The organism is Dictyobacter sp. Z7_2, assembly GCF_057551105.1.
Window position 1 is genome coordinate 784,579 of sequence record NZ_BAAJPE010000001.1, and the last position, 23,511, is coordinate 808,089.

Below are 23,511 nucleotides of genomic sequence, written 5' to 3' on the forward strand. Positions count from 1 at the left end.
TCTATCTTCCTCTCCGTGGTGAAGGCATTCTCAGTTGTCTCGTTGCTTCAATAGGAGGAGGCAACCGATTTGGATCATCCCATAAGAGTGTCAAATGATGCCCTTGATGCCGCTGTTTATTCCCACTTGCAAGAGCATCATAACGTTGCTGTTTAACAAAAGCAGGAAGCTGAGACAACGAGCCTTGCGAGACTACATCAGTCAAGAGTTCATGAAAAGCTTTCGGATAATTTGTTTGCTCTCTTGGCCAGAAAGCAACAGGAACTCCCGCCTCCAAAACAGCCAGAAGAACTTCATCGTTCTGAAATGGAGGATTTGATGGCACAAATGTGAATGCAAGACAAGCAATAGAAGTCCCTCGTAACGTAGCATAGAACGCTTCGGGTCCCTTATAGTATTCTTTAGAATAAATGAACATCCCACTTTTGTCCTCAATTTGAAGCGGCATATCCTTCGCATCTTTCCGAAAAAGTTCCCACTTATGTTCCCATTGGTAAGATTTTTTTTGCATACGATCGAGCGATCTCACAACAATTGGGTGAGCAAGGCTAATGGGACGCTTTTTCTTGTGAATAGAAATTTCATAGTGATCAACAGGATAGGATAGTAATTCCAACGGAAGAGCAAATTCGATAATGAGATTATTCATTTCCTTTTGGAGATGTCCTTGACATTGTATCAGCACATTTTCAAGCAGCTCAGATACATCTGCAAGCGAACATGGCTCATCAGGCATATCAACAATTACATTTGGAATGAGACAATTCTGGTCATCAAAAAGCCAAAACTGAACATAAAAAGTAGACTCACTTGCAATATCGAGTGTCAGTAGAAGGTAGAAAGTCGAGTCGTATCGTTTCTTTTTGGCTTTTTCATTTAATGCTAAACGTTGATTCTCAGTTAAGCCGAGTTCATCTGATCGTTTCTTCACCCACGTACTTAACTTATCATGAAGTGCTCTATCCGATAGATCCAAAGCAAAGTCAGCAAGGCGCTGAACAAATTCAAGGATTGGAAAGGTATTATCATTTTGCATAGAAAACGAGGCGAGATGCTCAACAATTACATGGAGCTTATTAAGTACATTATAGTTGCAAGGCTCCCCCCAATGAGGAATACTTTCCAAGTATGCTCGACCTAAAAGGTAATCTAGCTTTTTCTTCGACTTCATTATACTGTACAGCTCTTGCAGTCTTGTATATGTCACAATTTTTTTATGACTATTACGCAGATAATTATCGAGCTCTAGCCATGGCTTCGAAGCATGTTCTATCTGATAAATTTCATATGCAAGTTTTTCAAATCCATCTTTATGAGAAGAACAGATACCCACAAAATCGGCCATATCTTGATGAAATATATTTATCTCCTGTTTCCATTCCCGAGAACGAGAAAGTCGGAGCAGTAACCTTTCTCGCAATGTCTTGCTATTCATGCAATAGCATTGCAAAAAATAATGCGTTACCTTTGTCAGAGTTTCAGTCTGATCAAATGAAAGCTCAAAAGGAAGTACAGGCCGTTCAATTCTGGTACGAACCTGCTCTACTACCTTCATCCATATATTCTCTCGTTCTGCTTTATTCATTCCTATAAGTGGCGCAAAATGAGATAATGGATTTACAGGTTGAAATTGAGCCAATCCAACATCGTCCAAATTACAAGGGCTAAGAATAACATTGATAAGGGTAATATTTTTTTGTAAAGCTTCCTTAATTATATAAGATTTGTAGGTGAGAAAATTTTCATAAGAAAAAAGATCTGCACTGCTAAGTACAATAACAACCTTGGCTGATTGAAGGGCTTGCTTTAGTTCATCCCACAATATTGAGCCAGAAGCAGCAATGGTCTCATCCCAGATATGCAGCTTAGCGTTATAAAAGTGTTTACGCAACTCTTGCATATATTGTTTATCTTTAGGACTAGAACAGATTAAAACATCTGTCTGAGATGGTAAAAAAAAAGGAGGAAAAATACCTGACATAATACTCAATCTCCGGTATTCTAACATTGTGAGAGTAATTCATCTGGAAAATATTTCCCACAGAAAGACAAAAATACATAAACATCCTTATATCTTTTGCTCAATCTGTTTTTGTAGTAACAAAGATTATATCATCTTCTAATACCCTTCACAAGCAGCTAAAAATATGAAATTTGGAGAAACAAAGATCCAATTCCAGCCAGTATCTCCCATGAGTATCCTAAGTTTCAATTCTCACTCCCTTCAGCGAATTGAAATATAGATATAGTATAGATGAAATGTTCTATATTGATATCTATTACTTTTTGGTGGTACAGCTCCCGCTATGTTGACAGTAAAATACGCGTACTCTACACTATAAAAACTTATTATATGCCTATCATGAGTCCTTTAACAGTATATTAGTATTCCCTGGTCAAAAGAAACAGGGGATGTGGAGTTCTTTTAGCTGTGCAACAAAAAGATACCTGTGACACTCTTTCCTCCTCTTATACCAAAGAAAATGAAAATGTTCGAGGATGTATTTTACGTTATCTTCTCTCCGGGCATACAAGCTTTGTTAGACTTCTAGAGTGGTCTCCGGATGGAAATATATTAGCTTCAGGATCGTTTGATCATACAATCCGTTTATGGAACCGACATACAGGCTCACTTATACATATATTCGGCGAACATCAAGATAGTATTCGACATTTAACCTGGTCTTCGAATGGGAAGCATATCGCATCATCGTCGGAAGATGGAGGAATATATATATGGAATGTTTGGACAAGAAAAGGAAAACGTCTTATTGCAGCTTATGATAAAAAAGAGACAGTAAAAACACTTGTATGGTCACCTAACGGAGATATGCTCGCGTATAGTTTTCTATTTGAGTCCATTACATTATGGAATTCAAAAACAGAACAGATACAGCATGTTTTTTTGTGCAAAGAATACGATACATTCAAATTAATAAATTGGTCACCTAATGGGGAATTCCTGGCTACGTGTTCCAGTGGCGGTTCAATATATGTTTGGGATGCGGAGACCGGATTACCTAAAGAATTGCCTTCCCGCCGTATTTCAAATGCAATTACGTCCCTGGTATGGTCACCTGATGGACACATGCTCGCAATTGGTACAAACGATGGATCTATTTATGTCTGGTATGTCAATACTGGTGTAATACGGTATACATTCTCTGGTCACGCATCTGCCGTGAAGAGCCTAGCTTGGTCTCCTAATGGATATGTATTAGCATCTGGATCTTATGATCGCACTATTCGCCTCTGGAATATTCAAACAGGTCAATTAACAAACATTTTAGAAGGGCATACCAATACAGTTGACGCACTCCAATTTTTTCCTAACGGATATTTTCTTGCGTCCTATTCCCCCTCAGGTGGTGGAAAAGATGTTCATATCTGGTATACAGATACTTGGGAGACGATCGCTGCGTTACATCTAACAGGAAATGCTCCCGTCGCAGTCCATCCAACGGAAGCAATGCTTGCCTTACCAGGAGCAAAGTACCCCGATGCCAGCATTTGGGAACTTGATCTGGCAAAGCTTCTTAGCACCTCCGCACTCAGAAACACAGTCCACTACTCAAATGCGAAAGTAGTACTGGTTGGAGATAGCGGTGTGGGTAAATCAGGTCTTGGTCTGGCGCTGAGTGGAGAGGTCTTTACTCCTACTGAATCCACTCATGGTCGGCGCGTCTGGACTTTTGATACAAGGGAAGTACATGACGAAGGGCGGCAGAAAGAAAGACGTGAAATTCTTTTATGGGATTTAGCTGGACAGCCAGGATACCGCCTTATTCATCAATTGCACTTAGATGAAGTAGCCGTTGCTCTGGTTGTTTTTGACGCTCATAGCGAAACAGATCCTTTTGCTGGTGTCCAACATTGGGATCGTGCGTTACGTCAAGCCAAAGTCATTCAGGGAGATGCCAGCCTCCCACTAAAGAAATTTTTAGTGGCTGCTCGAACAGACCGTGGAGGGATTGGCGTCAGTGCGGAGCGTATTGAATTACTAGTAAAAGATTTAAGCTTTGATGGCTACTTTGAAACAAGTGCGAAAGAGGGGAAACAGATTTCTGATGTTCAAAAGGTAATTCTTGAAAGTATCAATTGGAGACAATTACCAAAAGTTAGTTCTACATCTCTCTTTCAGGACATCAAAAATTTTCTTGTCGAACAAAAAAAAGCAGGACAGCTTCTCTCCACTGTTGAGTCTCTCTATCATCTCTTTCTAAACTCCAATAATGCTCCTGTTGAAACAGACAGATTAAAAGCTCAATTTGAAACCTGTATAGGACGTGTCGAATCAACTGGTTTCATTAAGCAATTAAGTTTTGGTAATCTTGTTCTGCTTCAGCCTGAACTGCTAGATGCCTATGCGTCGGCACTTATTAACGCAGTCAAAGGTGAACCTGATGGTCTGGGAACAATTGCAGAAGAGCAGGCCCGGATTGGCCATTTCGATTTGCCATCTGATGAGCGCATTCCAAATCGAAAGCAGGAAAAACTTTTGCTCATTGCGATGATCGAAGATCTGTTACGCCGCGAAATCGTACTACGCGAAGGTGAACTCCTCGTTTTTCCATCACAATCAACTCGAGAAAATCCTGAGCTCCTCAGTTCAGAAATGAGAACCGTCGTCTTTGAGTTTGAGGGACCAATTTTAAACATCTATACTACCCTGGTCGTCCGTCTCTCGCAGAGTGACATCTTCAAAAAAATCGATTTATGGAAAGATGCAGCTATGTACGCAGCAAATACTGGTGGAACATGCGGCGTAATCCTGTATAATAAAGGTGAAGGGCGTGGTGAGCTAGCTCTTCGCTTCGACGGCCAAGCAAATGAACAGACTCGTTTCCTTTTTGAAGAGCTAGTCTCTTTGCATCTCCAGCGTAAAGCACTTCCTCAAAGTATCCAGCGACGCCGCATATTTATCTGTGGGCATTGTGGCTATGTGGTCACGGAACAACATATTAGAATGATGAGATCACGAAACTATACATCTCTTTCATGCCCAATTCCGGACTGCCAACGCCCCATTTCACTGCTCGACCGGGAAGAGAGGCTCGAAGAGATACCAACATCACTCATTTCACAATCAGACCACGCATCTAACGAGCAAAGAGATCGTGAAACGACTAAATCAATCATACAGGGTAAAGAATTCACGGATGATTTTGATGTTCTTCTCTTTTATCATCCCGATGACATCGATGCAGTCAAATCTATAGCTGAACAATTGAAAGGGTATGGAATTTTACCATGGCTCGATCAATGGGAAGTTCCACCTGGACAGGCCAGGGCCTTGCATTTAGAACAGCAAAGAAACCAGGTAAAATCAGTAGCAGTCTTCTTAGGCAGCAAAGATATTAACTATTGGAAGCGACCAGAAATTGCCAGTACGCTGCAAGAATTTGTTCACAGAAAATGCTCAGTCATACCTGTATTTTTACCTGGCGCCTCAAAAAACCATAGTATTCCTTCTTTTTTAAAAGGAATAAAATACGTTGATTTTGAAGACAAGGATACAGATCCACTAAATCAATTAAGATGGGGGATTACAGGCATACGTATTGATCTATAAATGATGTTGTTCTAGAATACTAGCGATGACATCTGAATAAAATTTGTCAGGAATTCGTGTGGTGTTCCTCAATGCATGCTATTCACCAGAACAGGCTCAAGCCCTTGTCGAGACTGTGGACTGTGTGATTGGCATGAATAAGAGCAGTCATGATATAGCTGCCGCAGTTTTTTCCTCCTCCTTTTATCGTGCAATTGGTTTTGGGCATTCTCTTCAACAGGCATTTAATCAGGGCGCCGCATCGCTCTTGCTTGAAGGGATCCCTGAAGAGGAGAATCCTAAGTTGCTGATGAAAGAGCATATTGATCCCCATCAGGTCCTATTGATTGAACGTCGCCAGCCTCTTGTCGCATCTTCCACTCAAGATAGAGATGTTTTGAAGCAAACCACACGTATCTCTCATCAACAAAGGATAAATAAGGAAGGTACAGCACACATGGCCCTAATGGGAATATTTATTTCGTACGCACATAAAGATAGATTATCACGCGATCAAATTGCGACATGCCAACTGCTCTCGAAAGAACCTGCCACAGCAACGATAGGAAATTCTAGAACTTTAGATGACTCGGTGCTCAATCACCTCATCGGGCGTTTCCACCTGAGTCAGTTGATGACTGTTGTGGCCCAAGCTCTATATCCTGGACATGGCTTCCATAAACTGATGAGACAACACATCGATGCTCTCCATCAAAAAAATCTATATTGTTTATTGTCGTCGTACTACGCTATGCATCGCATGCTGATGCAGAACCAGGATTCTGGTACCAGTATAGTCTGAACCAGTTTTCGTTCTAGTGTTCCTTAAAACCAAATTCGAGGTAGGCTCACTAATTTTGTGAGATCAAGGACACATCGTCTCTAACTTCAAAAGCTTGAAATTTCATTTGTGAACGCGTAGAATATAATTGTACTATATAAATCTCAATTGCAAATTTGCAGGCTTTCTATTCAAAGTTTGTATCATGATTAGTTAAGGAGGGTTTATGAGACTAAGTGGCAGACGTAGATTCAAGGCACCTAACGAGCAGCTTTTTGATGCAATTTTAGATCCATCTATTTTAAGACAGTGTGTACCTAATTGCCAATCTATAGAATATCTAGATAATGATCATTTGAATGTACAGTTAACTACACCCTTGCCTGGGCTAAAGGGGCCGTATAGCATCATCATTCAGATTGAAAAACGGCAAAGGCCGAATCTAGTAGTTCTTGAGGAACATCGTAAGGGGACAGGCGGCTCTATAGATGGAGTAGTTCATATAAATGTCACCGAAGAAGCTGATGGCTCGTTATTAGCCTATAGTGTAACAGCAGATTTGGAGGGTCCCATTTCTATTGTTAGTAATCCTATTGGAGAGGGTATTGTGAAAAATTTACTCAACAGCTTTTTTAGGAAATTAGATACAGTTTTAGAATAACAACGATTAGTGGAGTTTTTCTCGTTGAAAAACTGTCTCAACTTTTTTAAATTTTTTAAGGAGATTTTTCGTTATGGGTTTAAGACGATTACAACACTATTCAAGCGTAAAAAAAATGGCACGACCTTCCACCTCTCATCTTGAGGATTCAAGCCATTGTTTGCGTATTCTCTCCCATAATGTAGGCCAAGATTTGCCCGATTATAGGAATCTTGATCAACTAATTCGTAGGGTTGATGCAGATATTGTACTCCTCCAAGAAATTACGTGTGACTATGTTGATAAACATTGGGCTAAATTGTCTTGTGACTACCAATATCTCTCTTACAGCCCCTTTGTGGAAGAAAAACAAGTTGCTTCAGGCATTTTAAGTAAGTATCCTATCTTGAAGGTTGATAACTTTAAGTTAGCTGAAACTGGAATTGTGCCACAACAGCATGCATTAATCAATATTGAGGACAAGATAATATCAATTTATAATATTCATCTAACATTTCCGTGGATTAACATTGGCCGTGATCCATTCTTTGCCTGTATTCCTTGGCCTACATATAATCACCAAGCTCGTAGCGACGAGATTGATAAACTTGTTAAATTACTCGTAGAAGATAATCATCCAACTGTAGCCGCTGGAGACTTCAATCTCACAAGCAAGTCTCTTGACTATAAAAAGCTAGTCCAAGTAGTAAAAGATGCATATCGTTCATCTGGAAAAAGGTTGGGCTTTAGCTGGCCTGCAAATCGCACTCCTTCACTATATATACCTTTTGCCATTCCCCTTATCAGGATCGATCACTTATTTCATTCTTCTCCTTTGAAAACTCTCGATGCTCAATTTTTGGCAAAGACAGGGTCAGATCATCTTCCCCTTCTAGTTGAAATTTCTTATGCAGTCTGACTTATCCTCAAGCTTCACATAGGCAAATGTGGGCAAGTACTTTGATATGGCTCATTGCTAAGATATAATTGCCATTCCTCTTCTGTAAGATTACGTGTTAGTCGTCTACATGCTTCTGCAATTAAGCTATTTGGCTGCCATCGCCAAATTCTTGCTGTACCATCTTTACTCGCCGTGGCTATATAAGTATCATCGTGGCTAAATACCACCCCATATACATACTCCTCATGAGTTAGACGTGCCAATTGTTGACCACTAGATACTTCCCAGACTCCAGCAGTATTATCATGACTTGCAGTTCCTACATAGCGGCCGTCGGAACTTATATCAACAGCATAAATCCTATCTTCATGGACGAATTGAACCATTTGACTACCATCGTTTATTTTCCATACCTTTGCTGTGTGATCGTCACTGGCTGTAACCAGATGGTGTCCATCATTACTGAAAACCACAGCGTTAACGGCGTCTTTATGCGATTGGATGGTAAGGAGACGGCCACTAGATGTCTCCCACACTTTCGCTGAACGATCTGTACTAGCTGTAGCTATATAGCATCCATCTGAACTGAAAGTGACAGCATTTACTCTATCCCCATGCTCTAGGTACTTTATTAAACGGCCACTAGGAAATTCCCAAATTCCTGCAGTGTGGTCCCAACTGGCTGTGGCTATATATCTTCCATCTGGACTTATGGCGATAGCGCACACGATCTCTTTATGAGATAGAGTTGTTATCTGTTGACCGGTCAGTACCTTCCAGATCCGTGCAGTATGATCCCAACTGGCTGTAGCTACATATTCCTCATCTGGACTTACAGCAACATCATACACGGGCTGTGTATGGCTCATCTGAGTAATTTGTGCACCGCTATTTACGTCCCATACCTTAGCAGTGCCATCGTGACTTGCTGTTACAATATAATGACCCGTTGGAAAAAAAACTACAGCGTTTATAACATCCTCATGGATTAGCTGTAGAAGTGGATGACCATGTGTTGTTCTCCAGACTCTTGCTGTCTTATCTTCACCGGCTGTAGCCAGGTAGTTACCATCATTGCTAAAAGTTACTACATGAACAAATCCTCCATGAGAAAATGGGGTATATTGACGATCAACCGATGTTTCCCAGACTCTTGCAGTGTGATCATTGCTCGCAGAGGCCAAATATATTCCGTCAGGGCTGAAACTAACAGCATTTACGCTTTTCTTATGAGCTAAGCGAGCAAACTGACGTCCGGTCATTACTTCCCATAACCCAACAGTATGGTCATCGCTCGCAGTAGCCAGACAGGCACCGTCAGGACTAAAGGTTAACGCATTTACACCAGCTTCATGAGTCATTCGACTAATGGAACGTCCAGTCATACCTTCCCATATTCCTATAGTTCGATCTAAGCTAGCGGTAGCTACGCAAGCACCATCAGGGCTAAAGGTTAGCATATTTACACTATTTTTGTGGGTTATGCAGGCAACAGAATGGCCACTCGCGACTTCCCAAACACAGGCGGTATGATCAAAACTTGCCGTGGCTATGCATGTGCCATCAGGGCTAAAAGCAACTGCTAGTACGCCGGCGTCATGGGTAAGGTTGGCAATTCGGCGGCCACTAGTAACTTCCCATATCCTAGCTGTTCCATCCCAACTGGCCGAGGCCAGAAAATCACCCTTCGGATTAAAAGTTACTGCATTCACTATGCCTTCGTGAGTCACATGTGTCACCAGGTTACCTGTGGCAGTTTCCCATATTTTGATGGTACCATCGTCACAACCAGCCGCTAGATAGTATCCATTCGGACTGAAGGCAAGGGCTTTTACACAATCCTCTAATGTAAAAAGGACTAGTTGGCGGCCACTCTTAATTTCCCATATTCTCGCTGTACAATCATCGCTCGCAGTTGCCAAATAATTTCCATCTGGACTAAAATGAACAGCTTTTACTGATTCATCATGTCGGAAGCTGATAATCGGATGTCCATTAGCGACGTCCCAAACCCTAGCGGTAAGATCTTCGCTCGCAGTGGCTATGTAACGCCCATCACGACTGAAAACAACGGCTTTTACAGCGTCTTCATGAGTCAGAAAGCTCAATGGGCGGCGTAGAAAGTTTAATCCCTGGCGAAGGGCATGGTCTGACTCTACAGAAGGAAGACGTTTTATTGCTTCTATCGCAAGTAATACGCTACGTTCAATTTGTGCAGGGTGCTGATCTCGCAAGGATTCTGCCCGCATCACTAATTGGCGAGCTAGTGCAACTTTACGCTGCCATTCAGCCTCTTGATGTTGCTGTTTTTCCTGCTCTTGGCGCTCTTGGCTCGCTCTCACCAATGATTGGAGATCCAGGCTAGAACCGATGTCTGCGGCACCAGAACTGGCTAACCAACTCTCTGCCTCAAGTAATTCAACGTTATATAGTAAAGCACCTTGGCCTCGACCCAGACGTATCCACTCCTTTGCTTTCACTTCCAAGCGTCTTCGCATTTGTTCCGCTTCTCTGCGCTCAACTAACCACTCTTGCAAAGTAGACCAACCAATAATTAGTGCCTCATGAGAGATATCTACATATTTATTAATGCTTTTTTCCTCACCGCTAAGAGTAAGCAATCGATTCTCAGTCAAATGTTGCAATGTCTCATTAAAAAGATTCGGATCTTCACCACTCGAACTTAACTCAGTAACTGACAGCCGGCGACGAGTATCAGCTCGCCCTTCACCAAACTGCACAAGGCGTAGGAAGATGCGACGGGCAATAGCTTTCTGATGTGGCTCAATTAGCTGAACAAGTGTTGCACTAGCTTTAGTAGAAAGTGCAACGGCAAGCCCACTTTTTTGGACAGTAAATTCACTTTTTTGCTTTTGGCCGATTTCTTCGTAATACTTTAAAGTAAGAAGACGCTGTTCCATTTTCTCCCAGAGAAGCATCATTGTCTCCTGAAGCAAGGGAAGAACTCCTGGTTCATCAGATGCGTCTATCATTAGACGTTCTAATAACTCTTCTTCAAGGTAAACACCAAGCTTTTCTGCGGGTTTAGCAATCGCGTCTCTAAGATTTTGTCCTCGTAGAGAAGTGATCTCTATCCTTTCATCCGAAGTCACTCTCCATAGAGAACTATTCATTAAATCGGAATAAAAATCTGCACGCATCAGCAGTATAAGTACACACTGTTTTATCTGGCGCAAAGCCTTAATGAGATTAATAAATCTTATTTGTTCATTTTTTGGTGATTGGGCAAACAATTCTTCGAATTGATCAATCACTATCATCAAGCTTTTTTTATGATCACTATACGTAAGAAGACATTCAACGATTTCTGTACAATTTTCAGGAGAAAGAGAGGTTTTAATCCCAAGGTTAGCGAATTCATCCATCATTGTCTGCATAGGACTAGTGCCAGGACGTATTGATATCACTAACCATTGATCAGATTGTCGCTTATATAGATGTGGAAGAAGTCCAGCAAAAATGAAGGAGGTTTTGCCAGAACCAGATGGGCCGATAACGAAGAAGTAATTTTGATGGCGCAACCGCATGTATAAAGACTCAATTTCGTTCTCACGCCCAAAGAAATAAGAGGCATCTTTTTGAGAAAAAGGGATCATTCCTAGATATGGGCAAAGAATATCGCCTCGTTTTGGTTCCTGCCAACCGAGCAAAGTTCTAAGGCGATCAATCTCCTGTCTCCAATTATTTTGATCAGTACAATCGAGACATACCCGAAAGTCAATTTGTAGAGGCAAAGGACAAAATTTCCTAAGCAAGGGGATCAAACGATCCTTCTGATGAGCAATGTTGGCAAAAGAGACGAGTTGTTCGCTAAAGACTGACCACTTATCAGCGAGATACGAAGGGCTAAATACGAGTACAGTGTAGCGGCTAGTAGTAATTGCACAATTAAACTCTTCTATTATTGAGGCTCCTGGACGAAATTCTTTTGGGGTAATTATTCTTCCTTCAGGCAAACCAAGTGCAGGTATTAGATAGCCTTCTACCCAACTTCGGTCATGCTCACTGGTTTGCGCATAAGAAATAAAAAGATCGTACTCTAATTCAATAGGCATATTTCTTTCCTCTCTACAAAATAGCCTAGACTGGTTAGGCTCGATATAATCGTATAAATGCAGTTGATCCATATCTTTAAATATTTGGCGATTCCCGTATTTCATATATTAATCGTTCGATATTCATCTCAAAATCTTCATCATCGGTCATATCTAACCACAAACGAGAACGTATACCTAAGCGAGGTACACATGTCTCACGCATAATGGTTAATAGACGACGCTGGCTCTGTTCTAATCCAAAATATTCAGCAAGTATATTCTCTAATTCAGTAAAGTTACTTGTTAGATATGTTGGAGATAGGACGGCGAGAGTATAGCGGCTCTGTTCAACGGCACGTTCTATTTCTTTGATAAGAGGAGCACCTAGTCTGAAGTTGTAGCAATCAATACACACACGTAAGCCACTTGCATTTAACCGAGACAACAACTTCTTACGAACCCACGTCTTATCAGGCTCCTGTTGGCGATAACTAATAAAAACATCGTACACAAAATGATCCATATTAACCATTGTGGAAGTTAATACTGGAACCTTGCCACCCAAGTAGAGTGCAATCGGAAAGTTCTCCTCCAACTCTGCTTTAAAAATGGGATGCTGATTAGGCTGCTCAGAAGTAACTTTGGACTGGATATAATGGAAGAGGTCAAAGATCCGAATAACCCCACCAGAACCAAGTACATCACCATACAATCCAGCAAGCAGATGCTGAGTAAAGAGGCTATTATTAGCTCCAGGCTGTATATAAGAAAACTCTGTACTTCGCGATGAAGCCAATATGACACGGCCCCTACCGGATTGTAAGATTTCATAGTAGTGTTCGGACAAGCCAGCTTTGAACATTTGTGTTTTTGCGGCTTTGGGCTGACCTATTCCACCAGAGTGGCAACAATCAAATATAACCACCACTTTACGAGCAGTAATGATACGCAATGCATTAGTGAATTCAGAGTCGGAGATTGTTGTCTGGGCAATTGTTTGTTCAGAATCATAGGATGCATCCACAGGCAACAAATACTCACCAGCATAAGGCCCGGCTTCAATACACCCCCCGTGGCTAGAAATATAAAAGAAGACAGTAGAGTCTTGATTGCAGTTCTTAGCTAAATCAATCAAGGCTTGACGAATAGCTGCTTGCGTTGCTTGACTATTAAGCAGCAAATGCACATTTTTTGATGAATAGCCACAGCGTTGCGGGTCAACCAACAGATCGTAAACGTTCTGTGCATCCTTAACCACAGTCTGCGGAAGTTTATTGATATGTAGATAATCTGCAATGCCAATGACCAAAGCATACAAATTCTCCCTTAGAAACATATTCTTCCTCCTGATACGACGAAGCTTGCATTTTTGCATCATCTCGTGCATCTCTATTATTAATAGCGAACCAGCGCGTCCCCACTAGATTAGCTACCAGAAAGAGCACGCTCACCTTCTCTCTCGTCTGTCTCTCATGACATGTCCACAAAACCACCGATGTCTCCATGGCGATCTTTCACGACACGAGACAATGAGCCGAAAAGGTACCAAAAGTGCATCAGTTATCATAATTATAGACAGTGGATAAAAGGATTTACTTATAAGACGTGTGAATACGAAGAAATTCACACATTCTTCCTACGAAATATCATCTCCTGCGCAATTGAAAGAAAGAGGTCGTTTAAAGCAACCTAATGTATCCTTTGTCAGGGGAACAGAAGCTCTCGCGGTTTTCCTGTTCTCCCCATCATGGTCCACGCCATCAATCTGCAAGGCACCCCCTTCGAACAACTCCAATGTCTTCCTCGCACTGGCCCCCCCTCGCGGAATCAAAAAGCCGTGAGCACGCCATGTACGCGATTGTCAAGGATATTCTGGCGCTGTTGACGACATCGTCTGCACCCTACAGCGCACACGAACGCAAACTACGAGCGTTCTGTGCCGATCATCAGGGCTTCATCAACGATCGCCGGGCAAGCTTTGTCGGACGCCAGCAGGAACTCTTCGACATCGAGCACCGCATCCGCATGACCATGCCCACCGGCGGATATATCACCATGACTGGACAGGCAGGGCAAGGCAAAAGTAGTCTCATGGCGACACTCGTCGAGCACGCGAAGGCACAGCAGCACACCAACTTGATCGCCTCGCATTTTATTCCTCTCACCCCTGGTCCCAATCATCAGGTCGGATTACTCCGCAACCTCATGGCCCGTCTCATCCTCAAATACGATCTGGCCGATCTCTCTGTCGCCAGTGAGAGTCGAGCCGCGCTGCGGGACTATTTCCCTCGTGTCTTACAGGATATTGCCGCGCTGGGCAAACAAGAAGTGATCTTTCTCGATGGTCTCGATCAGCTCGAAGAAGACCTCAATGGCGTGCGCGATCTCAGTTTCTTGCCTACCAATCCCCCGGCAGGCATAGTCTTTGTACTGGGGACCCGGCTCGATGATACGCTGCGCCCCCTCGAACTGCTCAAACCGCGCACCGAGTATCGGCTCCCCGATCTGAGTCGCGCTGATTTTGATCTCCTCCTTGCTCAGCGGCACGTCCATCTGGATGCTCAAGTGATCGATCACTGCTACACCGCCATGGGCCGTAATGCCCTCTTTCTTGATCTTCTCGCCCAGGAAATCGCCCTCACCGTCGGGAGCGATACCCAGATGTCTCCCCAGGAGGTCATCGCACGACTGGCTTGCAATCCACACCAGGTCTTCACCTTATCAATTAGGCGTCTCCAGCGCCGACGCCTCGTCTGGTGCGAAGTCCTCAAGCTGTTGCTGGGCGTCCTGTTGGTCGCACGGGAGCCCCTCGGACAACGACCACTGCGATCGCTGCTCCAAATCGATGAAGCGCAACTGCGTGATGCGCTTCATGCGCTGGGAGGCTTACTCACCGATACCGGACAACAGCACTATACCCTGTTCCATCTCAAATTGCATGAGCACCTGCGTCAGGATGCATACAACCCCAAGCAGGATTACGTCCTTGCCACTGATGAGGAAGAAGGCTGGCACGCGAAGCTTGCCGCCTGGTGAGCAGGGCGGTTTGAATGTGCTCTGGGATGAGACAACGGAGCCTAGGGAACATGCATGACGACACTACGCACGCCAGCATCTGATCGCTCACCACTATTATGCACAGCAGTGGGATCGCCTCTGTGCCATCCTGAATGCGGGAGACTATGGCCACGCCAAAATACGCCACGAGGTCAGTGCTCACGCCTATATCGACGACCTTGATTACGGACGTCGCGCCTCCCAATGGGCAGGTGGAAGATGGATACCAGACGAGGCATGCAAACACCTTCCACGACTTTGGCGCTATACACTCCTGCGTGGCAGTCTGAGAAGCCAGGCAGATCACTATCCTGACGCCCTCTTTCGTCTCCTCTTGCTCAGCGGACGCGAACAAGAGAAGCTCGGACAAGTCGAGGTCCTCACCGATCCCGCCAGAAAGGCCACCATCTTTCTGATGATCGCCGACTACCTCGCTACCCAACCCGGTCGTTCCACCGAAAGCCAGCAATACCTGAAGCGTATGGATGACATCATCTACCCGATCGTCATAAGTGGTCAGCACACCAGCACATATGAAACAATAGAGGCATTAGCAACAGCACTCATACACGCGCAACACTGGCAAAAAGCTGAAGACATCGCTCGCTCTATCCAAGACAGTGATCAAACTATAGGTCAAGAATTCGTGTTAAGTGCTCTCGCTGATGGGCTCACACACGCCTACCTCTGGCAACAAGCAACAGAGATCGCGCTCTCCATATCTGGAGGCCACGGCATTGAGTACCATCGCTGCTGCGCGCTCCCACACGCAGCAGTGGCACCAAGCCGAAGCCGCCTGGAAGTTTGCAGAAGAGATCGCCCATTCTCTCACTGATCCCAATCAGCGAGTCGAGGCATTGAGTGCCTTAGCGGAAGCACTCACACGAGCACACCGCTTCACACAGGCTGCGCCACTCTGGAAGCTCGCAGAAGACATGGCCCGTTCTCTCTCCGAGCGCACATCCCATACATTACTTCTCCTTACAAGAGCACTCGCACATGCTTGACGCTGGGAACAGGCCGAAGCCATGGCCCGTTCCATCCAGATGAGCGATCTTCAAGCGTATGCATTACGGGATATCGTAGCAGCACGAGCACACGCCCATCATTGGGTTCAGGCGAAAAAAGTGGCCCATTCCATCTCCCCACGTGATATACAAGCCAGTGCGTTGAGAACGATCATAGGAGCCCTAGCACATACGCACCAATGGCAACCAGTGGCTCGCTCCATCTCCGTACGCGATGTGCAAGCTAAAGCGTCTATGATAGGCGTCGCATCCGCCTAGGCACGATAGGCCGAATCACCTTATACACCACATCTTTCCCACAGACGCAGCAAGCGCTGTTCCAGATGCTGCTCTTGCAGGGACACCATCGCCAGATATTCCTGGAACGTGAAATGGGCAAAATGGTAGATCCCTGGCTCACGCTCCAACAGCAAGCCACGATTGATCATCTCCAATTGGTGGAAGAATCCCTCTGGCATCAGGGTGAGACTGACATCGTGTAGCGGCTGTTCCAGGAGCGCACGGCATCCTCATGCGCAACCACTCGTATCTTGCGCTCCATCATCCACAACGCCACTGGTTGAAGCGCCTACGACTGATGCTCATTGAACACGTGGAGCAGATCATCGGGGCGCACCGCCCAAGCCAACTAAAACACCAGGGCATCTCGATACGTCGGCACACGAACTTTTTGCTCGATCTCGCACCTCTCTTCATCAAGCGCCAGACAGGTCGTCATCGCTGGATTGACCGCCAAAAACAGTACTTTTACCGGTGCGCTCTCATCTCTGCCATGTAACATCTCCACTCTTTTGGTCTCTCTCAACAACGCTTCACCGTCCGGCCACCGCTGTCTCGACCTCTCACACTAAAACACGGCAACAGAGCCAGAACGGCACCACACTCTCATGATCCGCCATTATGCCAGACGGCGAACACAGGGAACTACTTATAAGACATGTGATAGACACAAATTTTACCACCAATGTTCAAAAAAGAAATGACCATGTCTAGGAGTGCATCTCTTGTGAGAAAACACTCTATCCAAGCCGTTACTGCTTAAAACTTAAGAGGTGAGTCTAGTGGATTATCAGGGACTTTCATCCGTGCTATACTAGAGTACAATAACTAACTCGGTGCTTAATGCCAATTAAATGCTAGAAGATGTATTCTTCTCGACTAACAAAACCTATGAAGCGAGGTGGAGTCTGTGCCTTTCATCAAAAAAGTTGATGAACATCAGAGAACTGCTAACAGCGATAAATTTTTCATTGGTCGTAATAGAGAAATACACTTCTTTATCGACAACATTCTTACCTCAGATGTTCCTTCGCACAATATCATTTCTATTGCCGGGCAGGGAGGTGTTGGCAAAAGTACTTTACTTACACATTTTATCAATGAAACCCGGTCTGTTAGTTTCAAGGATTACTGTCTTACTGCACTAGTGGATGAGCAACAGGTTACCCCTGCTAGAGTCATGGAGCATTTCGCAACACAGCTAAAAATAGATGGAGAATTCAAAAAGGTACTAAGTAGATATAAAGCAATTTTACTCAAATTTCAAAAAATACAAAAAGAGGTCCCTGCATATTTGCTTAAAGGAGTATCAGAGTTGGTAAGTACATCTATAAGGAACGTTCCAGTAACCGGTGAATTTTTGACCGAAAAAAATTTCCCTCAGCAACTCTTCGAAGAGATAAAGGGGCTGGATGACCCAATTCGAGATCTTACAAAGGCTTTTGTCGCTGAACTTAACACTTTAGCTGAACGCAAAGTTCTACTTAGCACTACAAATCACAACAAACGTAGCCGGCGAATTATCCTTTGCTTCGATACCTTTGAGATGCTAGCATCTACAATTGCTCCTTGGTTGCTTGATTATTTTCTAGAGGAGGATATCAGTATCAATGTTGTTCTCCTTGTTGTAGGACGAAACACAATTGAGCAATCAATTCCAAATGAACCGAAGAAATGGCTACCTTATCTAGATTCGGATAATATATTTTCAATGTTCTTAGAGAGCTTCTCTCAGAAGGAGACAGAGAAGTATTTGATAATGCGAGGGGTTACTGATCCAACTAAGATTGCCGAAATTTGGCAACGTTCACATGGCTTACCCATCTACTTGGCACTGCTGACCTCTTCACAAATTGAACTTGATCCAACAGCAAATATTGTGGAAAACTTCTTGCGTTGGCTTCCTAGTCAAGAGCAAGTCAAACGCAGTTTAGCCCTCGATGCAGCACTTTTTTCTAAGTCTTTTAATCTAGATGATTTGCAGGTGTTCACCTATCTGCCTCAGTCAGAGAATGAGCGATTTGCGCTCTATCGTTGGTTAATAGACCTTCCTTTTGTGAAAGTAAATATTCATGATGGCCACCATTATTATCATGAACTTGTACAAGCTCTTTTCATTAGATATCTTTACCAAATGTCTACAAATAACTACAACCAAACTCGCTTGGATCTTATTGAGCACTATAGACGAAAGATTAAAATGATCCAAACCGAAAAGGATCAAAAACTCTTACACCTTGATGAATGGGTGGATCTTGTGTTTGCCTTAGTAGAGCAGTTAATGTTCTTGCCGGGGGAGAAAAATCAGATTCAAGCTATAGAATGCATCCTTGATATCCATGAGAAAACAGAAGACTCAGCAGAAATTATTGGAAGATTACGCAATCTTATGCAAAGAGTTTTCGATCCTCAGATAACTTCTAATCAAAATACAAAAAGATTGATAGAGACACTCTTTGAATTTCTTGAAATGGACAATTTAGCATCTGAGTACGCTCTAGAAGTAACAGATAGATTTCTGGACGAATTTTCCCGATATCCGTTTTTTTCAGCAGCCTCGCTTGCTAGCATTCACTACAAGCGAAGCATTATTTACTATAACCTGAGTCATTATGAAGAAGCACTTGAAGATATTGACAAAGCTGTTTATCTTGACCCTAAAGTGGCTAACTATTACAATAATCGGGGAAATATTTATTACAGCCTTGAACAGTATTCACTTGCTATTGATAATTTCCAAAGGGCTATTGTACTCGATCCTGATACTGCCTCTGCATATAAGAGCCTGAACCTTGCCCAACAGAGGTTACAAAACCTTTCATGAACAAGAAAAAGCTTGTTGGAGAGAACATGAGGCTGTTTAGCTAATATGTGGGGAGATAATGACATTATGTCACTCATGAAGGGAACTAAGACGAGGGCGGCTCAAACCTTATGGATTGTCCGTTTTCGAGAACTAGCCGCCTTTGTGCAAGATATCCTCATACCTGAAGTCGTCAATTATAGAATTGTTTGGATTTCAGGAATCGGTGGTATTGGAAAATCGGTTTTCCTGGAACAATTGAGAGAAAGGTGTAGCGAGATTGCATACAAAAGTTACTGCTTAACGGCATTTATAGATGAGCGCAACCCGACACCAATCAATATGATGGCAGCATTTGCTGAACAACTTCGTAAATCAGATCACTCTTTAGCAAAATCGGAGAGTGGACTTGACCCGCTAGGATGGATATGGTAAACTTGGAGAAAGACTCCAAGAGGAGGGTCAAGAACATGGCAAAAATGATACGCACGTTTACGAAAGAATTCAAGCTGGAAGCAGTGCAGCTCTTGCAATCGAGCCAGAAATCGCAAGCGCAAATTGCCAGAGACCTGGGTATTGCAGACAGCACGCTCAGCAATTGGTGCAAACAGTTCATCGAACGAGGAGAACAAGCATTTCCTGGAAGTGGGCATCTTCCTCCATTAGAAGAGGAGAATCGACAACTCAAGCGAGAAGTTGATGTCCTTCGACAGGAGCGTGACATCTTAAAAAAAGCTATCGGCATCTTCTCACGACACCAGATCTGACGTATCAGTTTATTGCGGATCACCGTCAGGACTACTCTATTCGCGTGTTATGTCGAACATTGGACGTCTCAGAAAGTGGCTATTATGCCTGGGAAACCCGTCCGGCCAGCACGCACGAGCGAGAAGATGCCAAACTTTCCGCCTTGATTCAACAACTCTTTCTCGAGCATCGCCAGGTCTATGGGAGCCCACGTATTCATGCGCTGCTCGCCACACAGGGGATTCATTGTGGACGCAAACGGGTGGTGCGCTTGATGCAATCGTTGGGTCTTTCAGCCTTGCCTAAGCGGTCTCGTCGTCCCATGGGCACCGCGAGCGATCCAACGGCCCGCTTTGCACCCAATCTGTTGGATCGTGATTTCAATGCATCGGCACCCAATACGAAGTGGGTCACCGATTGCACCATGATCTCGACACAGGAAGGATGGCTCTATCTCGCGGTCGTCCTTGATCTGTTCGCACGTCGGGTTGTGGGCTGGGCGATGGCCGCTACTGAGGACGAGGCGCTGGTGACGATGGCACTCCGCATGGCCTTAGCTCGGCGGCAGCCTGAAAGTGACTGTTTTCCACTGTTACATCATTCAGATCGGGGCAGCGAATATACCAGCCTGGGCTATCAAGCGTGTTTGGCCGGGGAAGGAATTCAGGTGAGTATGAGTCGGACCGGGAACGCATGGGATAACGCTGCGATGGAGTCTTTCTTTGCAACACTGAAGAAAGAGTGTATCTACCGATCCTCTTTTCAAACACGGCGACAAGCACGTCAAGCGGTTTTTGAGTACTTAGAATGTTTTTACAACTCAATTCGGCTTCATTCTACGTTAGCCTATGTCAGTCCGATCTCGTTTGAGCAGGCAAACGATCAACCGATGAGCTAACCATCTTTTGTCTCTCTATCTTTGCGGGTCACTTCCAGTTTGATCCTCTCCCGCACTCGCATAGACTTTTCCATCTGGACTATATGCAACTGAACGCACTCCATGTGTTTGTGCTTCCCTTATATCTAATATGTCTGCCTCCATATTCTCTTTCAATTTCCATACCCTTAAATGTTGATCCTCTGAGCTACTCATGAATGTCTGATTCTCTGGATGAAAGGCTACCGACCACACACGGTTCGCATAACCACTTAGTATTTTCAGGCAAGTACCAGAGGATATTTCCCAGACACGAATTGCTTGATCATCGCCACCACTTACCAAAAGACTTCCATCTGCACTCATCGCAATAGCTCGTACACCACCAATATGCGCTTGCAAGATTCGCAAACAGAGACCATTACGACTATCCCACAGGCGAATGCTGTGATCCTCGCTACTACTTATAATCATGTGGTCAGTCGTATGAAAGGCTACCGACCACACACGATTTTGATGACCAACAAACGTCTGGAGGCAGCGACTCTCACTTACATCCCACAAACGAATGGTTCGATCGTCACTCCCGCTTATGAGAAAGTCCCCATTATGACTATACACGACAGACCGTATCCAGCCTGAATGGCCTTCTAATATGGTAGAACATGCTCTCGTCAGGATATTCCATAGACGAATGGTACCATCTGTGCTCCCCGTAGCTAATACCTGGCCATCGGGACTAAACGTAACAGACCAGACACGATCTACATGGCCTCGAAACGTCGCAATACATACACTACTATCAATATTCCATAGTTTCACCGTTCTATCGTCGCTACCACTCGCAAGGCATTTCTGATCTGGACTAAACACGACGGATCTCACTCTATCTGTATGACCAGACAGCACATTGATACATCGCCCTGTTTCAACATGCCACAAACGTATCGTTTGATCATCGCTACTACTTGCCAGGAGTGTGCAATCGGGACTATACGCTATCGACCAAACGCCATCGGTATGACCCGTATAGTGTGCAAGAGCTACACAACTGAGCGCATGATAAATCCATACATCACCAGTGGCAGTTCCCATAGCAAAACTGTTTTCTTGCGCATTATAAGCAATACACAGTATATTCCCAAAATTACTTTTAAAGGTTGATGAAACAAAATGTACCTGTGAAAAATTAGTCCCATGAAGAGAAACATCCTGAAAATATGCCTGCTTAAAAGCAAGCAATGAGAAATCCACACTTCTTAGATCCTCATGTAAATACATCAGCATCCTTAGCATATTATTCGCAAGGTAGTTTCTTTGCAAAGGAGCTTCATGCCGCTGGACCTGAAGCATTTCGCATATATGTTCTCGTACATTCTTCTTTCCTAACGTAGACAGGAGACGCTCAACAATTGGCACGAGAAGAAGACGCTCCTGACTAATCCGTATGAAGTCTTTACTATGTGCTTTCAACAGAACATAGTTTCTCCAGGGTTCATTATCCTTCGTGATAAAAGTATCCAGTAAAACTTCAATAAAATTGTTGGTAACATATTCCATAATAACCGGTTGTAATGTGAACTTCGCCATAGGACGTAGCTCAATAAAATTGCGCCTTCTTAAAGATTCCAAGGCCGTAAAGACATTTTTACGTGTTACTGTAGGGACTATATCATCGCAAATGGTTTCTATAGAGATGGGCTCGCGCTCAATAGCCAACCAATACAGGATAGTGTGTTCTTGTTGGGTTAAGAGATAAAATTGCTGGTCAATTAAATCTTCTAACAAATCAAAAGAAACTTCACCACTCTGAAGAAACGGTTCAATATCTCGATGAAAGATTTCTCTGATAGTATCTGACACGATTTTGAGCGCAAGTGGATTACCTGCATACAGATTGGTAAGCGTTTGCCAGTGATCCTGAGTCCCTATCAAGGCCTTTTCTTTCAACAATTCTTGCCCCTCACCAGAGGCAACTCCTTGCAAATGCAATACGTGAACAGGAAAAACGCTCCCTTCAGCAAGAGCAATTTCTTTTGGTTTCTCACGACTCGTCAAAAGCAGACAACTCTGATGTGACGTTTCGCTTATCATTTGAATAAGACGTCCATATCCACCAAATCCTGGATGGTATTGTCCATTAGAATGACCTTCCTGAATAATAGACTCAACATTATCTAGAACAAGCAAGCAGCGTGAACGCTTCAGGCAACGAAGCAAATGCAGCATTTGGTCATCAAAAGCTTCAGAGGCCTCAACAGGCTGACCATCAGACAGAAATCGGATACACTGGAGCATAAACTGCTCAATGGGTGGAGTATTTTGAAGAGAACGCCAAAATATATACTCAAAAGATTCTTGTACAGTAGAAGCAGCCTTCGCGCACAATGAGGTCTTTCCTATGCCTCCAAGTCCAACAATAGCTGCAACATGACACCTTCGCTCTACAATCCATTGCTGTAATTGATGAAGCTGTTGCACGCGCCCATAGAAATGGCCACCCAATGGTGCATCTCCCCAATCCTGTCGCTCAAAGGCGTAAGAAGAGACATCATCATTTTCAAGTAGGCCAAGTTCACCAGCAGTTTTCTGAAAAAGTTGGCACAGCGATTGACGTTGATAAGACTGCGGAAGGTTTTTCCCTTGTTCCCAACGGGAAATGGTTTTTGAATTGGTTTGGAGACGCTCAGCAAGGAACTCTTGAGACCATCCACGCTGTTCGCGTTCATATCGTAACAGCTCAGAGAAATTTTTACGTTGCTTCATTTAAGTACCGCCTAACATCCTCA

General features: G+C 43.8%; 16 protein-coding genes. 11 read left to right on the forward strand and 5 right to left on the reverse strand.

From position 1 onward, the window contains the following. Nucleotide 1 precedes the first annotated feature (1 nt). On the reverse strand, nucleotides 2-1,981 hold the full coding sequence (locus tag AC27N8_RS02985; RefSeq protein WP_487063799.1) for a VMAP-C domain-containing protein: 1,980 nt from the start codon (nucleotides 1,979-1,981) through the stop codon (nucleotides 2-4). 450 nt (nucleotides 1,982-2,431) lie between these two features. Here AC27N8_RS02985 and AC27N8_RS02990 point away from each other — a divergent pair, with 450 nt between their 5' ends. The 4 genes from AC27N8_RS02990 to AC27N8_RS03005 all read left to right on the forward strand — a co-directional run bounded on the left by AC27N8_RS02990 (nucleotide 2,432) and on the right by AC27N8_RS03005 (nucleotide 7,891). Continuing rightward, the gene (locus tag AC27N8_RS02990) at nucleotides 2,432-5,572 is read left to right on the forward strand and encodes a WD40 domain-containing protein (RefSeq protein ID WP_487063801.1); all 3,141 of its coding nucleotides are present in this window, start codon (nucleotides 2,432-2,434) and stop codon (nucleotides 5,570-5,572) included. Nucleotides 5,573-5,633: 61 nt separating this feature from the next. Continuing rightward, nucleotides 5,634-6,353, forward strand: coding sequence for a hypothetical protein (locus AC27N8_RS02995; RefSeq protein ID WP_487063803.1), 720 nt, complete (start codon nucleotides 5,634-5,636; stop codon nucleotides 6,351-6,353). Nucleotides 6,354-6,558: 205 nt separating this feature from the next. After that, nucleotides 6,559-6,993 (forward strand): SRPBCC family protein, encoded by a 435-nt coding sequence (locus tag AC27N8_RS03000; RefSeq protein ID WP_487063805.1) that lies wholly within the window; start codon nucleotides 6,559-6,561, stop codon nucleotides 6,991-6,993. Between the two features lie 73 nt (nucleotides 6,994-7,066). Further along, nucleotides 7,067-7,891 carry an endonuclease/exonuclease/phosphatase family protein gene (locus tag AC27N8_RS03005; RefSeq protein ID WP_487063807.1) on the forward strand — a complete coding sequence of 275 codons (825 nt, stop codon included), beginning with the start codon at nucleotides 7,067-7,069 and terminating at the stop codon, nucleotides 7,889-7,891. 14 nt (nucleotides 7,892-7,905) lie between these two features. Here the strand turns inward: AC27N8_RS03005 and AC27N8_RS03010 are convergent, their stop codons facing one another. Together AC27N8_RS03010 and AC27N8_RS03015 are read right to left on the reverse strand one after the other, a co-directional pair. Continuing rightward, nucleotides 7,906-12,054: a toll/interleukin-1 receptor domain-containing protein gene (locus AC27N8_RS03010; RefSeq protein WP_487063809.1), complete on the reverse strand. Its 4,149-nt coding sequence runs from the start codon at nucleotides 12,052-12,054 to the stop codon at nucleotides 7,906-7,908. Beyond that, nucleotides 12,026-13,267 carry a TIR domain-containing protein gene (locus AC27N8_RS03015; protein ID WP_487063811.1) on the reverse strand — a complete coding sequence of 414 codons (1,242 nt, stop codon included), beginning with the start codon at nucleotides 13,265-13,267 and terminating at the stop codon, nucleotides 12,026-12,028. The genes AC27N8_RS03010 and AC27N8_RS03015 overlap by 29 nt, the downstream gene beginning before the upstream one ends. Before the next feature lie 545 nt (nucleotides 13,268-13,812). On the opposite strand from AC27N8_RS03015, the gene AC27N8_RS03020 reads away from it, so the two are divergent. Beyond that, on the forward strand, nucleotides 13,813-14,967 hold the full coding sequence (locus AC27N8_RS03020) for an ATP-binding protein (protein ID WP_487063813.1): 1,155 nt from the start codon (nucleotides 13,813-13,815) through the stop codon (nucleotides 14,965-14,967). Here the strand turns inward: AC27N8_RS03020 and AC27N8_RS03025 are convergent. Continuing rightward, nucleotides 14,861-15,511 (reverse strand): hypothetical protein, encoded by a 651-nt coding sequence (locus AC27N8_RS03025; RefSeq protein ID WP_487063816.1) that lies wholly within the window; start codon nucleotides 15,509-15,511, stop codon nucleotides 14,861-14,863. The two genes, AC27N8_RS03020 and AC27N8_RS03025, sit on opposite strands and share 107 nt — an antisense overlap. Nucleotides 15,512-15,653: 142 nt before the next feature. On the opposite strand from AC27N8_RS03025, the gene AC27N8_RS03030 reads away from it, so the two are divergent. The 6 genes from AC27N8_RS03030 to AC27N8_RS03055 all read left to right on the forward strand — a co-directional run bounded on the left by AC27N8_RS03030 (nucleotide 15,654) and on the right by AC27N8_RS03055 (nucleotide 20,743). After that, entirely contained in the window at nucleotides 15,654-15,995 is a 342-nt protein-coding gene (locus AC27N8_RS03030; RefSeq protein WP_487063818.1) for a hypothetical protein, read from the forward strand. A 21-nt stretch (nucleotides 15,996-16,016) separates the two neighbouring features. Continuing rightward, nucleotides 16,017-16,274, forward strand: a complete 258-nt coding sequence (locus AC27N8_RS03035) for a hypothetical protein (protein ID WP_487063820.1) — start codon at nucleotides 16,017-16,019, stop codon at nucleotides 16,272-16,274. 253 nt (nucleotides 16,275-16,527) lie between these two features. Next, entirely contained in the window at nucleotides 16,528-16,794 is a 267-nt protein-coding gene (locus AC27N8_RS03040) for a hypothetical protein (protein WP_487063822.1), read from the forward strand. A 411-nt stretch (nucleotides 16,795-17,205) separates the two neighbouring features. Continuing rightward, nucleotides 17,206-19,119: a tetratricopeptide repeat protein gene (locus AC27N8_RS03045; RefSeq protein WP_487063824.1), complete on the forward strand. Its 1,914-nt coding sequence runs from the start codon at nucleotides 17,206-17,208 to the stop codon at nucleotides 19,117-19,119. Between the two features lie 66 nt (nucleotides 19,120-19,185). Next, the gene (locus tag AC27N8_RS03050) at nucleotides 19,186-19,533 is read left to right on the forward strand and encodes a P-loop domain-containing protein (RefSeq protein ID WP_487063826.1); all 348 of its coding nucleotides are present in this window, start codon (nucleotides 19,186-19,188) and stop codon (nucleotides 19,531-19,533) included. Between the two features lie 35 nt (nucleotides 19,534-19,568). Next, a protein-coding gene (locus AC27N8_RS03055; protein WP_487063828.1) for an IS3 family transposase occupies nucleotides 19,569-20,743 on the forward strand; the annotation gives its coding sequence in 2 pieces (ribosomal slippage) (nucleotides 19,569-19,841 and nucleotides 19,844-20,743; 1,173 coding nt in all). A 15-nt stretch (nucleotides 20,744-20,758) separates the two neighbouring features. Here the strand turns inward: AC27N8_RS03055 and AC27N8_RS03060 are convergent. Next, on the reverse strand, nucleotides 20,759-23,488 hold the full coding sequence (locus AC27N8_RS03060; protein ID WP_487063830.1) for a WD40 domain-containing protein: 2,730 nt from the start codon (nucleotides 23,486-23,488) through the stop codon (nucleotides 20,759-20,761). Nucleotides 23,489-23,511 lie beyond the last annotated feature (23 nt).

Coding starts and splice junctions, on each gene's coding strand:
- AC27N8_RS02985 (WP_487063799.1), bottom strand. CDS start 1,981: ATGTCAGGTATTTTTCCTCCTTTTTTTTTACCATCTCAGACAGATGTT.
- AC27N8_RS03000 (WP_487063805.1), top strand. CDS start 6,559: ATGAGACTAAGTGGCAGACGTAGATTCAAGGCACCTAACGAGCAGCTT.
- AC27N8_RS03005 (WP_487063807.1), top strand. CDS start 7,067: ATGGGTTTAAGACGATTACAACACTATTCAAGCGTAAAAAAAATGGCA.
- AC27N8_RS03010 (WP_487063809.1), bottom strand. CDS start 12,054: ATGAAATACGGGAATCGCCAAATATTTAAAGATATGGATCAACTGCAT.
- AC27N8_RS03015 (WP_487063811.1), bottom strand. CDS start 13,267: ATGTTTCTAAGGGAGAATTTGTATGCTTTGGTCATTGGCATTGCAGAT.
- AC27N8_RS03030 (WP_487063818.1), top strand. CDS start 15,654: ATGGGCTCACACACGCCTACCTCTGGCAACAAGCAACAGAGATCGCGC.
- AC27N8_RS03035 (WP_487063820.1), top strand. CDS start 16,017: ATGGCCCGTTCCATCCAGATGAGCGATCTTCAAGCGTATGCATTACGG.
- AC27N8_RS03040 (WP_487063822.1), top strand. CDS start 16,528: ATGCGCAACCACTCGTATCTTGCGCTCCATCATCCACAACGCCACTGG.
- AC27N8_RS03050 (WP_487063826.1), top strand. CDS start 19,186: ATGTCACTCATGAAGGGAACTAAGACGAGGGCGGCTCAAACCTTATGG.
- AC27N8_RS03060 (WP_487063830.1), bottom strand. CDS start 23,488: ATGAAGCAACGTAAAAATTTCTCTGAGCTGTTACGATATGAACGCGAA.